The following is a 14,815-nucleotide window of genomic DNA, read 5'->3' as shown; positions in this document are numbered from 1 at the left end:
CAATATAGTATCTTTGAGTACTATTAATCCTTAACTATATTGCCTAGTTCTTATTAAAAATAATTCTTGCTAAATATGGATTTTCATTTTTATAAATAGAATATCCTCTTCCTTTTGAAAATTCTTCAATTGAAAATCCAAGTTTTATTAATTTGGTAAGAAGCATATCTGTATCTATATATCTTCTATAATGATCATCAAAAACTTTGTCTAACTCCTCATCTTCTTTAGTTCTAAACTCCGCTACTATTTCACATGGCATTTGAATATTATTAAGAATACTTTCTAAAATTAAATTTTCAGTTTCCTCTGAAATAGCATGTAAGAAAAACCTAGTATAAAATAAAATTCTTTTTCCTTGTGTTATCGAAATTTCATTAAATTTGTTCATTAATTTTTGAACTTCATTAATATCACTTAAATCAACACAGGCAAAATATATATTGTTATTAGTAACAAAATGTTTATTCATTATATTATTATTGATTTTAATCACTTCTTCAGAACCATCAATGCCAATTACTTCAAAACCATTTTTAGCAAAATAAAAAGTATCTTTCCCAGTTCCACATCCTAAATCAACAAGAATTGTATTTTTAAGATTCTTTTCTTTTTTCTTTAATATAAACTCACTGAAGGTTGATGATTCAGTTAAATCAACTCTATCTTTATAAAATTCTTCCCAATATTGTTTATTTATGTAACTCATTAAAATTCTCCATTCTCTTTATCTGTAATTTCTTGCTTTGATAGTTGTCATCCTATGGTCGAGCTTGAGAAAATATACTTTCAAATGTTATCTTAGAAAAGAGGATATCACTGTTAGTTACAGTGATATCCTCTTTTCTATTAAAAGCTCTTTTTTTACTAGCAATAGAGGAGATAATACTATTTATAAAATAAATTCTCAAAAAAAAAAAAAAATGGAGCTTTTTTAAACGATTCAGTAGTGTTTATTTTATTAACCTGATTTTAAAATTAATTTAGATTAGTTTTATTTAACAACAACTAAAATCATTTACAAACCATAGCTTGCATTTTCATGTATAATGATTTGATATTTTTGACTTTTATCTGATAAAATCGCAAAAACTTTATCATACTTTGAATAATCTACTGACATTAGATTATCAACGTTAATAATTTCATTCACTTGATAATTGACTTTAAATACTTGTTCATAACGAATATCAATAGCAACATCTATTTGCGTAAATCGATTCTCATAATAATATTCATTTAAAAAACCATTAAATTCATTTACGGGAATCGTTTGGATAAATAGAACCTTTTTTACATTTGGTTTTTTTGGATATTCATAACTTTTATTTACTATGTCCTTGTTTACCAAAGGAATAATATAGCCTTCCCTATCTTTAGGTATAGTAATATTTAATAATTCTAATATTGTAGGATATACATCTAATGTTCTCATTTCATCAGTTTCTATCCCCTTTAAAATTTTTTCGCCAGACCAAATCATTACCCCTTTTAGGTCATGTAATGCAGATAAAAAGCCAGGATTTCTGCCTTTCATAATAATATGATTTTCTGTAATAACACAATTATCAGAAAGACCAAATGCATTTTTTCTCACTTCTTTTGAACAATTTGGAAAAAAATCCACAATTGCCCGCTGTCCATGATCTGAAAGAAATAAAATATTTTTAGGTGACATTAATTTTACTAATTTCCCAACAAATTCATCTACATAAATAAGTGCTTTTCTCATAATTTCATGGTTTTCATCATGCATTTGAAAATGACCTATATAGTCAAAAGTCAAATCATAAAACCAAAATACATCAGTTGGTTTTTTTTGGAAAGCGTTTTCGATATTAATATACGAATTATGTAATACTTCTTTAAAATACTCTAAACCTTCTTTAAAATAGTCAGGTGTTAAATAATTTTCAATTATATTCGGGTTTTCAAACAATTCTTCCCAACTAGTTCCTAACTGTTCAGGTGTCTTTGGATAAGGAATATTTGAAATGTCACCGTAATAATTACTTATAATATTTAAATCTTTTTCACAAACTATAGGGTTGAAACTCATATAATCTTCTTTTACTTCTTTATGTTCAGATACAGCTTCACCACTAACCATAAAACCATCTATCTTAACAGGAGGTGTTGTAGCTAGACCCTTCCAAAATCCCACGCTGTAACCATTATAGTTCAAAATTTCCCACAAAGGTTTTTTATTACAATAATATTCTGGTTTCGGATACTTTTTTCCATTGTACAGTCCTTTTATAGTCCCGTGTACTTTCGGGGATACACCGGTATACATTGAAATCCAGTTATCATGTGACCCATATCCATAAACATATCCATTATATGAGCCCCCAGAACCATCTTCATACAACTTCTTCAAATTAGGATAATCTTCAATATAATCAAATAATAAATTGGGAGAAACACCATCAATACCTATTACTAATAATTCCATACTTATTCACCTATATTCTATTCAATTCTTGAATTAGTCTAATAATCTTATTTTCCTCTATGCCATGGGCTCGAGCACCTTGCTGTATTGTTTCAGAAATAGAGCCAGAGCAGCCTATACAGTGCATACCGTACCTACTTAAAACTCTCTCTGCTTGCTCACCTTTTTGTTCTAATAATTCAGCAATTGAGACGTTATCATAGCCGATAATTTGAGGATTCTTTTTATAATAAGGCGCTTGTAAAATTCTCCAAAAATCTGCATGGTATATATCTGGATCTCTGCTAAACTCGCACCAATATCCTATTGTAGCCTCATCCCACGATTCATTATTCTCAACTATAAATTTCAATATATTTTCAGGAATTGTCATTGTTAGATTAGGCATTTCTACTTTTTCAATAATTTTTAATTCACCATTTTTTATTTCAAATAAAAGTTTAAATTTAATCTCATCGTTTTTCTTTATATTTATCAAACAAGTAAGATCTTCACAAAAAATCATTTCTGGAATATTATTCAGATTCAAGAAATAATGCTCTAATTCTACTTTGCTTATTATACTATTCATATCAGGGTGAACCTTACTAAAGTAGGTTTCTCTTCTTGCTTTCTTAATAGCTTCTTCTACAGTAGGAATCGAAATATTATTAATTTTATTTCGTAATGGATACCATACGCCGCCAGGTAAAATATCTACAACGTTAATATCTGTATTAACAAAATAGTCAACTACATCTTGAACATTATTTTTATTTTGCAATAACTTTGTCTTATAATCTTCATGTGATTCGTGCCATAAAACAAAATGACTAGCAAAAGGTAATAAATACTGCGCCCCGTAAATCTTCATTGCTTGTTCTAACATAATAAGAATACCTTTTTTACTATTTTTTAAAATATCCACTTTTCTTTCATCATCCATATTACTCCAAGTTAATGGATAACCTGATGCACCTGGTGAAAAACTAGTCGCAATAATATGTACTGGACCTATTTTTGAAGCTAAATCATGGTTAATACCTGCATCATTTAAATTTAGGAAGCGCATATCTCCAATTTCAAACAGCACCATCGCATCATTCCATAAGCTAGCAGGCTCATAAACTGTAATTGTTATGTCTTCATTCAACTTAATTGGAACTCCAAAAGGCATACTTATAACTTTTAAAAAACCTAAATTTCTTAATTTATCTTCCATTCGTTTATTAGGAAAAGCAGGAATATATACAGGTGTAAGTTTATTTATTTTTCTTAAAGTAGGTTCATGAAAATGATCGGAGTGTTCATGTGAAATCCAAATCGCATGTGGATTTAGGTGCTTGGCACTGATAGAGCTAGGAGGATACTGTAACCACGCCCCCATAAAAGCTGGTCCATCTAACCATGGATCACATAATAAATTGAACCCGTTATATTCAATTTCTAAACTTGCATGTGAGTAAAGCTTAAAAGTTGGGTCTGCTTTAAACCTTTTCTGAGTCTGTATATGTGCCTTACTATCTATACTTACAAACAACTCTCCATTTTGTTCAAGTACTTTATAATTAGTAAGCTGTTTATTTACCACATTTTCGCAGTTACCCTCTAATCCAAATTTCCAACCATGTGCTGGACAAATAAATTTATTATCACAGTATGTTACATACGTTCCTTGATGCGGACATTTTCGAGATAATAATTTAAAAGTACTATCTTCATTTATTAAATAATACTTCTCGTTTTTTATAGATACCTCATTGATTTTTGATTTAAATTCATCAATTGATCCTAACTTAAGCATTATTTCACCCTCTTTTTTAATTCAATTACTATAGTATTTACATTTTAGCAACTAAAATTATATTATTCTAAAAAAAACATTTTTAATGAAATTACCAAGCACTTAAGCCGCCATCAACTATAATATTATGTCCAGTTACATAACTCGAAGCATCTGAAGCTAAATAGATTAACGCTCCCACCATTTCTTCGGCTTGTGCCATTCTGCCTAAAGGGATACGATTTGAATATTTTTGTTTAAAAATTTCGTTTTGTCCACTTTCCACTCCACCAGGGGTTATTGTATTTACACGTATTTTATCTTTTGCCCAATAGGTAGAAAGATATTTGCTTAATGCAACTACGCCTCCTTTTGATGCTGAGTAAATAGCTGGAGTATTAATTTGGCGATCTAAATAAAAAGAGCCTTCATAAATACGATTATCTGGAGCAACTACGCCGTAAATAGAAGCAGTTTGAATGATAGAGCCTCCATTTTTTTGTTCCTTCATTACTTTCCCTACGTATTTAGCAACAAGGAACATACCATCTAAATTCGTACTCATTATTTCTTTCCATTGGTTCAAATCATAATCTTCAAAGGGAGCAAAAAACGCCTCTAAGTCATTAGATTTTCCCGCCGCATTATTATGAAGTATATCAATTGTCTGAAACTCAGTAACAACCTGATTAACCATTTCTTTTACCGATTGTTCAGATGTCAAGTCGCAATAAAAAGCTAGTGCTTTTACTCCATAATCTTTTTCGATTATACTTGCAAGTTCATTAGCCTTTTCAATATTTATATCTACTACTGCTACATTTGCACCAGCATCAGCTAGCCCCATACAAAAATGGCTACCTAAAATCCCTGCACCGCCTGTTACAATAGCATTTTTACCTTGCAAATCAAAAAGCTTTTTAAATTCTTTTTTCATTATATTACCCTTCTATTCCTAAGCAATGATAAAGCTCATCCAATGTAATTTTTCTATTCTCTTGACGCGATTGCTTTCCGGCTATTAATAGTGCAATTGATATCAAAGTATTTTCAGGATTATAAAGTATTTCATTTTCATCTATTAACTTTACAAATCTATAAAGCATTCGTCTAAACATAGAAAAATTATCTTCAATTTCGACGCTAGATCTTTTCGATTCTCCCCAAACTTCTATATTAAAAGTTTTTTGTGTATTTCCAAGTATATTAATTGTCCAGACTAATCCACTATCAAAGGTAACTATATATATTTCAGCATTGCTAGGAATATATTCAATCGATTTTGGCTTTTCATCTATTAATCCTAAAACCCCGTCTATAATATGTATACCATATTTTTCCCATTCGTTGATAACTGATGATTGAATCACTTTTAGTTTACCAAACGTGTTAATATTGGCTCTTATCTCATCAAGCTCCATTGCAAATCTTAATCCTGCAACTGACATTAATTGTCCTTTATAAAGGTATTCTTTAAAAAACAATAACTCTGACATTTCCATTGTTAAAGGCTTATCTATTAAAACTTTCATTCCTGCTTCTAAAAATGGTTTAGCCATTACTAAATGTTGTTCATAATCATCTCGAGCAATGATTACTGCATCAACTTCTCCGATCATATCGGTATAATTTTCAACAACAATGTCTGCGCAAATCGCATTTGCTAATTTATTGCTAATAGCATCATCTTGAGTCCATACATGAGTAATTTTAACGTTGGGAAAACCCAATTCAGAGATGTCCCTCTTTTTAACATAGTTATAAATAACATCCCAATTTGCATCACTTAATGCGTTATCGTTATACCCGTTAATAATAGATCCCCAAGAATATGGATGTCCGTTATTTTCAGTTAAGCCAATTAATCCTATTTTTTTCACCATACTCCCCAGCCACCATCTACACAAATATTTTGTCCCGTAATATATGAGGATGCATCAGAGCATAATAATGCCACTACACCTTTAAGCTCATAAGGTTGACCAATACGGTTCATTGGATTTTTTTCCCCTAGTCGGCGTATAAACTCCTCATCTTTTTGTGTTTCTGGAAAAGGAAATGGGCCAGGGCTAATGCAGTTTACTCGAATATGATAAGGAGCTAAAAAGCTAGATAAATACTTACTAAACTGTATTACTGCTGCTTTAGCTGCCCCATAACTTGGAGGATTTGTATATTTCTCGTTATTATACATTCTATAATCTGGTGCTACATGACCATACATTGAAGCAGTATTTAAAATAACGCCTTGAGATTGCTTTAATAAATGTTGTGTTGCTTTTACAAGTCTAAAAACTGAATTTAGACTCATATCAATATCATATTCCCAATCCTCATTTGAAATTGATTCAAAAGAATTTTTATTTCCGGACCAAGCATTATTGATTAAAATGTCTAATTTATCAATTTTACTAACTGTCTCTGCAATCGAATTTTTATTCATTAAATCTAATTTCATCGCACTGAAATTTTGATTTGGATATTTAGCAACTAATTTATCAGCTAAAATTCGGCATTTATTCACATCTCTACTGGCAATATAAATGTTAGCTCCTTGTTCAGCTAAAGCTTCACACATTTCTGTTCCTAAATAACCTGCTCCGCCGGTAATTAAGGCTGTTTTCCCTGATAAATCAAATAGTTCCTTTAATAAAATACTCATAAACACTTACCTACTTTTCAAATTGTTTTTTAATAATAATTCTGCTACTAAAAGATCAATCTTATCATCTATATCTATTGAACGTTCTTTAGGCATAGTTACAGCTCCGATTTTCCCTATCATAATTTCTCTCTTTGATTTTAACAATGCCTCTATTTTTGTTACATAAACTGCTCCGTTTAGCTGATATGCTTCTGGTAACTGTTGGCGAGGTAACCATGGGATAACTCCATCAATAAACGAAGCTGGAACACCATCCTTTATTTTCCATGCTCTATTAGGATTTAACTCTGCTTCTTTAAATGTTGCTACAGAATCAAGCGATTCTTCATATATTTTTTTTATACAATTACTTATATCTTCTACTGTTCTAAAAGGTGCAGTAGCTTCTAATAATACGATGTATGTGTAATAGTCTTGTTCTTGATGTAATTCATTTATTACGTAATGCATAGTATCAATGACTAGAGAAGTGTCGGTAGCTAGTTCTGTTGGGCGCATTTGCACCTCAGCTCCATACTCAGAAGCTACTTTAGCAATTTCTAAATCATCTGTAGAAACAATTACTTTATCAATTTCAGGAGTATTTAAAGCAGTCTCGATTGTCCAAGCTATAAGTGGCTTACCGTAAAGATTAACAATATTTTTACGAGGAATAGATTTACTTCCGCCTCTTGCTGGTATTAAAGCCATTACTTTTTCTTCCCCTACCATCTTTCTTCATCTCTTTTCACTATAATAACTTTTCGCTCTATTAAAATCTTCTATCTGACCTATATCTATCCAATATTCATGAATAGGGAAGACTGATGTTTTCTTCTCTATATCAATTAATTTCTCAAATAGTGTTGGCATGTCATAAAATTCATCACTAGGAATGTAATTCAACGTTTCAGGACTTAACACATAGATTCCTGCATTTACAAAACTTCGATGAAGAGGTTTTTCTTTTATGCTCACTAATTGCGTATCTAAAGTTTCAATAACGCCATATGGAATTTGAAACTCATATTCTCTTACACACATCGTTGCAATAGATTGTTGCTCTATATGAAAATCCATAAGTTGTTCAAAATTTATCTGGGTAAGTAAATCCCCATTCATTACAAAAAATGGTTCTTTTAATCTGTGTTTAAGTAAAGATAGCGCACCTGCAGTTCCCATTCTTTTTTCTTCTTCAATATACTCAATCTGTACATCGAAAGCTTCACCATTTTGAAAATAATTCTGTATGACTTCCTTTCTATAGTTTACGGAAAAAATAAAATTTGTATATCCATATTGTTTAAATCCTTCAATGATATTTTCTAAAATAGGTTTATTCCCTATTTTTAACATCGGTTTAGGAATATCATTTGTCAGGGGACGTAACCTAGTACCTAAACCACCAAGCATTAAAACTACTTTATTTTTATTTGGGGATACATTTAGCTTATCCATAAACAACACATCTACAATTTTATTTGATTCATCGACTATCGGTAACTGCTTTAGTTTTTTCAAATGCATAAATTGCTTATATTTATATGTTTTTTGTCCAAATTTCAAACTAATTGGGGTAGCATTCATTATAGAAGTTATTGGTACCTCTAGACCTTCTCCTCGTAAAATACCGCGACGAATATCACCGTCTGTAACAGTACCAAGTAATCGTTGCTCTTCATCTACTACTACCGCAAACTGTAAAGAAGATTTATCAATAATCCTCATAGTATCTAATAATGTTTGCTTCTGATTAACAATAATTTTTTCCATTTGTTTCATATAAGTCACACTTCCTTAGCAGGTACACCAATTGCTTTCATATGATTGGCTATATTTTTGAGGACCACAGCACCCGCACCAATTAAACAGCTTTCCCCTATCTCAATCCCCTGTAAAATTGTTGCTCCTATACCTATATGAGTTCCTTTTCGGATATGGACATTGCCTGAGATTTTAGTTCCTGGTGCAATATGTACGTGAGACTCAATCCTACAATCATGGTCAATCAATGAACCAGTGTTTATAATATTATTATCGGCAATTTTCGCATTAGTTTGAATAATAGCACCAGCCATTATTTGAACTCCTTGTCCTAATTGAACGGAAGGAGCAATAATGGCTGAAGGATGAATGACAGATTTAAAACGATACTTTTTTTGCGTAAACTTTGTAAATATTTTTTCTCGTAATGGTGATGGCTTAATTGTTCCTATGGCGAGCACTAGTTCAATGTCAGATGGACTATATTTTTCTATTACCTCATCTGATCCTAAATAAGTTAAACCAAAAGCATTCTCTTCTGCAGTAGGTACAGTAAATCCGATAATCGTTTCCTTCTGTGCCAATAACATTTCAGTTAATACGGAAGCATGTCCACCATTCCCAATCATAATAATCGGCTTATTCATTAATTAGCTCATCCTCTTCATATGATCTTGATGCAGTTTCACCGATAAGAGACCAATATTTAGATGGTTGCATACCATCTCCAGGTCTTTTTACAGTTAAATTGCTAACAGAGAATTTTTCACCAGCTTGTATCGTTTGTTTAGCAACTATGCTTTTCCGTGCTGGAATGCGATTTTGAAGTTCTATAGGTGTGGGACTTTTTATGCCATCTCCTAATGCCTGTTCTACTTCTCTAATTCCTTTTATCATGGAATAAAGTTCATCAGGATTTAAAGAGGCTATATGATCTGGCCCTTCTAACGTTTTATCTAACGTAAAATGTTTCTCTAATACAGTTGCTCCCATACCTACTGCTACTAATGGAATATGGATTCCTTCTGAATGGTCTGATAAGCCAATCGGTAGTTGAAAGTTTCTTTCCATTTCAATCATTGCTTTTAAATTAATGGAATCAACTGGCGCCGGATATTGCGTTGTACAATGTAACAAAGTAACATAATTTTTTAACGCTTCTTTCGCTTCTTCAGTCGTATAAAAGTTATTTACACGCTCTATCGTTACAGGTTCCTTTGATTTTACTAAACCATAAGCTATAAATGCTAATGCCTCATGTAACTCTTCGACAGTTGCCATTCCAGTAGATAAAATTATTGGTTTTTGTTTTGTGGCTATATAATGAATAAATGGTGCGTTGGTTAATTCACCTGAAGGGATTTTAGCCGTTGCAATAGCAAGTTCATCTAGCAAAAAATCGACACTTTCAAAGTCAAAAGGTGTCGAAAGAAATTCTATTTGCTCTGATTGACAAAATGCTTGCAGTTCAATAAATTCCTCATAAGTTAATTCTAATTTCTTCAACATCGCAAATTGAGATGAAGCCTCACCTAAATTTTCAACTTGATAAGCAGCTTGCAGTGCTTGCTTTGTTACTAAGTTTTCAGCTTTAAATGTTTGAAATTTTACCGCGTCAGCTCCTGCTTCTTTTGCGACCATCACAAGCTCTTTTGCCATTTTTAATGACCCATTATGATTGACACCTGCTTCAGCGATGATATATGTTTTTTTGTTCATAAATCATAAAACCCCTTTTGAATAGAAAATGAAGGTAAGCTGCGTAATACTGTCATTATTTTTTCCGATACTTTGCCATCACCAAATATATGTTCATACTTATTGCTAAACTTTCTAGCCACTTCAATCGTCTGATAAATATTATCAGCATCCATATTTGTATTAAATACTGAATTGGGATGCTCTCGCCCTTCCTGACGGTTTCCACAATTAACAGTAGGAGTCTCTAAATAAGGAACTTCTATTAATCCACTCGAAGAATTCCCAATGACAACATCCGCATTCTTCACTGCACTTAAGTACTTTAATTGACCAAGTGAATCGAATATTTTAGCATTTTTATGTTTTAATATGAATTGTTGAATAGCTTCATTAATTAACCTTCCACCATTATCAGCATTTGATTTTGTAAATACTAAATTAACATCAGAATAATGTTCCAATGTCTTTAATAATTCATAGATTCCATTAATATGACCATTCGTTTCAGGATGATAAGTAATTAAAAACATAGGATGTTGCTCATCCAGTTGAAGATTTTGAAATAGTTCCTTACGCGTCATTAGATTTAAACTCACAATATTTTCTATGCCAAGTGCTCCGACATTAAAGACACGTTCTGGAGATTCGCCCAATTGAATAACACGTTTACGATGAGATTCTGTACTTGTAAAGTGCCAGTTAGCCATTTTTGTAATGGAATGACGAATCGCATCATCATACGCACCAAAAGTACATTCCCCACCATGTATATGGGCAATAGGGATTTGCATAATAAGTGCTGTTTGAGCAGCTGCTAGCATTTCAAACCGATCACCTAAAATGATCAGTAAATCTGGTTGTAAACGATTAAATGCATCCGCAAAACTAATTGCGGCAAGTCCAATCGATTTCACAATGCCAGTAGATGAGTCAGCAGATAAAAGAATTTCTATCTTTTCATTAATAAAAAAACCATCATTCTCAATTTCTTTATAAGTGCTTCCAAATTCTGGAGATAAATGCATGCCCGTTACAACCATCTGCAAATCAAATTCTTCATCTTGTTGTAACTTCTTAGCAAGATTGAATAGTAAACCGTACTCGGCTCTAGTACCAGTCACAATACAAATTTTACGTTTCATGTTATCCCTCACTTATTGGTGTGCTAGGAATATTGACAACGCTTCTATTCAACTGTTCTGTCACATTTAAATCGGATTTCGGACAGTTTTGATAAATTGCTAAATGGTGCATCGGTTTCCAAATCGGACGGCTCATTACACCTCGCTCATTTAAAAAACTCAATACCTCATCACGATTAATCTGTTCATCTAGGAGAATAGTTTGTAACCAATAATTGCTTCTAGTATTTGCAGGCTCTTTAAATAAATGGACGCCTTCTAAATTACTTAGCCATCGCTCATAGTGTTTTGTTAATTCTCGTTTTTGTTGAATAAACGTTGGCATTTTTTCTAACTGCGCACAACCTAATGCTGCATTTAAATTCGGCATGCGGTAATTAAATCCAATTTCATCGTGCTCATACGCCCAACTATGTGGAATTTTAGCTGTCGTTGTTAAATGTTTTGCATAATCAGCTATCGCATCGTCATCTGTTACAATCGCACCGCCACCGCCCGTTGTCATAATTTTATTGCCGTTAAAGCTAATGGCACTTACTTTTCCAAAGCTACCCGTATGTTTTCCTTTATAATAAGTACCCAATGATTCTGCTGCATCTTCCACAAGCGTAACATTATACATATCACATACTTTAAGCAAACCTTCTATATCAACCGCATGACCGAATGTGTGCATTGGTACAAGCGCAGATATACGTCTTCCTGTCTCTCTATTATAAAGCTGGTTGTTTTTTGTTGTTCCAATTTGCTCTAGGTAGATTTGTAATTTATCTGCATCCACACCTAAAGTATGAAAGGATACATCAATAAAATGAGGTACTGCCCCCAAATATGACACAGCATTGGCTGTTGCAATAAAAGTAAGGGAAGGCATTAACACTTCGTCTTCCGCTTTTACCCCCGCAACTTTTAATGCAATATGTAATGCAGCAGTACCATTTACAACAGCAACAGCACGTTTAACGCCGACAAATTTAGCGAGGTCTTCCTCTAAACGATTGACATAAGCTCCAACTGAGGAAACCCAACCTGTTTTGATACAATCCGTCACATATTCTACTTCTTTTTCATTGAATGTAGGCTCATGTAAAGGTACAAAGTCTTTTCCGTAATACCGCTTTACATTATCTGAAAATTCAACCCATTGATTATTCATATATTATAAACATCTGCCTTATATTGAGATAAGTTCTTAGGATTTGTAAACCATTCTATTGTTTCTTCAAGTCCTCTATGGAAGCCCTCTTTACCACCATATTGTGGTTCCCATCCAAGTAGTTCCTTCGCCTTTTTGTTCTCTGCCCAAAGACGTTCCACTTCACTTTTTTCAGGACGTAGACGTTGCTCATCAGTTTCGATTGTTAAATCTACACCCATAATTTCTGCAATCATTTGCGCAGTTTCACCAATAGAAACTTCGTAATTTGATCCGATATTAATGACTTCACCGATTGAATTAGCAGAATTCATTACAGTTATAAAACCATTAACAGTATCTTTTACATAGTTAAAATCACGTGTAGGACTTATAGCTCCAAGTTTAATATTCTTTTTGCCATTTGCTAACTGACTAATAATTGTCGGGATAACCGCGCGAGCAGATTGGCGAGGTCCATATGTATTAAACGGACGAATAACAGATACAGGTGTATCAAATGAACGATAAAATGACAATGCCATTTGATCAGCGCCTATTTTTGATGCAGAATAAGGTGATTGTCCTTGTAACGGATGCTCTTCATCGATTGGTACATATAATGCCGTTCCATATACTTCACTTGTAGATGTATGTACTACCTTTTCTACGCCTAACTCTTTCGCTGCTTGTACTACGTTTAACGTCCCTGTCACATTTGTATCTACATAAGTTGCAGGTGAGTGGTAGGAATACGGAATTGCAATTAGTGCTGCTAAGTTAAGGACATGCGTACAGCCTTTCATAGCTTCTTTCACACCATACGGATCACGAATATCTCCAGCAAACACATCCAATGATGATTTAATTTCCGTTGAAGACTGATCTAACCAGCCCCATGAATTAAATGAATTGTAGTAAACAAATGCACGAACATCATAGCCTTGTCGTACTAATGTTTCGGTTAAATGTGAGCCGATAAAGCCATCTGCTCCGGTTACTAAAATTTTTTTCATAAATTATCTCCATTTACTAAATGCTGAAATTGTAGTTCATCTATAAGAGGAACATTTTTTATCTTTGCACCTTTTCTGGCTGTATTAAATACTTTTAATTTTGTCGTAGTCATCTTTTGATCGTACCAGTGCTTAAAAACTTGAAACATTGGTCTAGTATAAATGATACTACCATCATTTGCTTGTTCTTCTCTAACAGAAAATTCATTAGTGAAAAATCTATTAGAAGTAGCGAAATTGGCATGTGTATGTTGTCCATAAAACCCCAAATCTTGTCCGAATAATACAATCTTTTCATAACCTAGTTGCTCTACTAAGCTAAAGGTTACAGTACCTACAGAACCTCCCGTATCAATTAGAGGCACGTTTTTTACATGTTTCTCCGCTAATTCATACCCTTTTTGATATAAAATGTAACGAGGACCTTTATGATGAATTATACTTTGATAATTCGCTGTACATAAATAATATAATTGTCCTTTATAGCCTGTTTTTTCAAAATGTTGTAATGTTATTTCATTAGCATCAGATATTACTACAGCTTTTGGATATACATCATGAGCAAGCAAAGTTTTTAATGCTGTACTTACTACATATATATCTATGTCATTTTGATATTTTTTCAACCAAAAAACAGTCTCATTTAATGATGGTCCTGCTGCTACTAAACATGCAATTTTTGTTTGTTTTTTTGTTTGAATTGTAAAATCACCTAGCATTATATTTTTATTAAAGTTCTCTCTTAGCAGTTCTCTATTCCTTTTATAGGAAATCTGTTGAATTTTAATGACCTCAAGAATTGAAAATAATGGATGTTCTTGTCCAATAGCTTTTAACCAAACATTAGGCAGTATTATTTGCACATCATTATTTAGAGATAATGAGTTTATTTTATTTACTAGATGTATGTTTTTCTTTTTCCACCAGTTAGTCACATTATACTTTTTAAATAGTTGTAATTCACTTTCTGAAAAATAGTAAACAATTATTTCTTTTCCGTTTACACATTCTAATAATGCTTGTAGATGATGTCCTAGCCCTAGCCCAATCAACAAATAGCTACCAGCATTAGAGTCGTACTCAGCTTGTATAAACCGCTTTGCTCCTTCTACTGGTCGATATTGGCTATAAATTTGAATCCCATTTAAAAGAAGTGTATTTTCACCACTTTTGGATACAGTTACTTCCCACCGCAC

General features: G+C 32.5%; 14 protein-coding genes. All 14 read right to left on the bottom strand.

Annotated elements, in window-relative coordinates; all coding sequences use genetic code 11:
• Positions 1-43: 43 nt before the first annotated feature.
• Complete coding sequence (locus LBYS11_RS03295; RefSeq protein WP_103117478.1) at positions 44-709, bottom strand: class I SAM-dependent methyltransferase; 666 nt, start codon at positions 707-709, stop codon at positions 44-46.
• Between the two features lie 309 nt (positions 710-1,018).
• Positions 1,019-2,455 carry an alkaline phosphatase family protein gene (locus LBYS11_RS03290; RefSeq protein WP_103117477.1) on the bottom strand — a complete coding sequence of 479 codons (1,437 nt, stop codon included), beginning with the start codon at positions 2,453-2,455 and terminating at the stop codon, positions 1,019-1,021.
• A gap of 10 nt (positions 2,456-2,465) precedes the next feature.
• On the bottom strand, positions 2,466-4,238 hold the full coding sequence (locus tag LBYS11_RS03285) for a Rieske 2Fe-2S domain-containing protein (RefSeq protein WP_103117476.1): 1,773 nt from the start codon (positions 4,236-4,238) through the stop codon (positions 2,466-2,468).
• Between the two features lie 91 nt (positions 4,239-4,329).
• A complete protein-coding gene (locus LBYS11_RS03280) occupies positions 4,330-5,154 on the bottom strand; it encodes an SDR family oxidoreductase (RefSeq protein WP_103117475.1) in 825 nt (274 codons plus the stop codon).
• A 4-nt stretch (positions 5,155-5,158) separates the two neighbouring features.
• Positions 5,159-6,100, bottom strand: a complete 942-nt coding sequence (locus LBYS11_RS03275; protein ID WP_103117474.1) for a Gfo/Idh/MocA family oxidoreductase — start codon at positions 6,098-6,100, stop codon at positions 5,159-5,161.
• A complete protein-coding gene (locus LBYS11_RS03270) occupies positions 6,094-6,879 on the bottom strand; it encodes an SDR family oxidoreductase (RefSeq protein WP_103117473.1) in 786 nt (261 codons plus the stop codon). Before LBYS11_RS03270 ends, LBYS11_RS03275 begins: the two co-directional genes overlap by 7 nt.
• 6 nt (positions 6,880-6,885) lie before the next feature.
• Positions 6,886-7,572, bottom strand: coding sequence for an acylneuraminate cytidylyltransferase family protein (locus LBYS11_RS03265; RefSeq protein WP_233732408.1), 687 nt, complete (start codon positions 7,570-7,572; stop codon positions 6,886-6,888).
• 27 nt (positions 7,573-7,599) lie between these two features.
• Positions 7,600-8,643, bottom strand: coding sequence for a nucleotidyltransferase family protein (locus LBYS11_RS03260; RefSeq protein ID WP_103117471.1), 1,044 nt, complete (start codon positions 8,641-8,643; stop codon positions 7,600-7,602).
• A 5-nt stretch (positions 8,644-8,648) separates the two neighbouring features.
• Positions 8,649-9,272, bottom strand: coding sequence for an acetyltransferase (locus tag LBYS11_RS03255; protein ID WP_103117470.1), 624 nt, complete (start codon positions 9,270-9,272; stop codon positions 8,649-8,651).
• Positions 9,265-10,344 carry an N-acetylneuraminate synthase gene (gene neuB, locus LBYS11_RS03250; RefSeq protein ID WP_103117469.1) on the bottom strand — a complete coding sequence of 360 codons (1,080 nt, stop codon included), beginning with the start codon at positions 10,342-10,344 and terminating at the stop codon, positions 9,265-9,267. The genes LBYS11_RS03255 and neuB overlap by 8 nt, the downstream gene beginning before the upstream one ends.
• The gene (gene neuC / locus LBYS11_RS03245) at positions 10,341-11,468 is read right to left on the bottom strand and encodes a UDP-N-acetylglucosamine 2-epimerase (RefSeq protein WP_103117468.1); all 1,128 of its coding nucleotides are present in this window, start codon (positions 11,466-11,468) and stop codon (positions 10,341-10,343) included. The genes neuB and neuC overlap by 4 nt, the downstream gene beginning before the upstream one ends.
• Position 11,469: 1 nt before the next feature.
• The gene (locus tag LBYS11_RS03240) at positions 11,470-12,624 is read right to left on the bottom strand and encodes a LegC family aminotransferase (RefSeq protein WP_103117467.1); all 1,155 of its coding nucleotides are present in this window, start codon (positions 12,622-12,624) and stop codon (positions 11,470-11,472) included.
• Positions 12,621-13,619 carry an NAD-dependent 4,6-dehydratase LegB gene (locus LBYS11_RS03235; RefSeq protein WP_103117466.1) on the bottom strand — a complete coding sequence of 333 codons (999 nt, stop codon included), beginning with the start codon at positions 13,617-13,619 and terminating at the stop codon, positions 12,621-12,623. Before LBYS11_RS03235 ends, LBYS11_RS03240 begins: the two co-directional genes overlap by 4 nt.
• A complete protein-coding gene (locus LBYS11_RS03230; protein ID WP_103117465.1) occupies positions 13,616-14,815 on the bottom strand; it encodes a motility associated factor glycosyltransferase family protein in 1,200 nt (399 codons plus the stop codon). The genes LBYS11_RS03235 and LBYS11_RS03230 overlap by 4 nt, the downstream gene beginning before the upstream one ends.

The sequence above is a fragment of the Lysinibacillus sp. YS11 genome (assembly GCF_002896375.1).
GTDB classification, from domain to species: Bacteria; Bacillota; Bacilli; order Bacillales_A; family Planococcaceae; genus Lysinibacillus; species Lysinibacillus capsici.
This window is presented reverse-complemented; position numbering and strand designations above follow the sequence as displayed.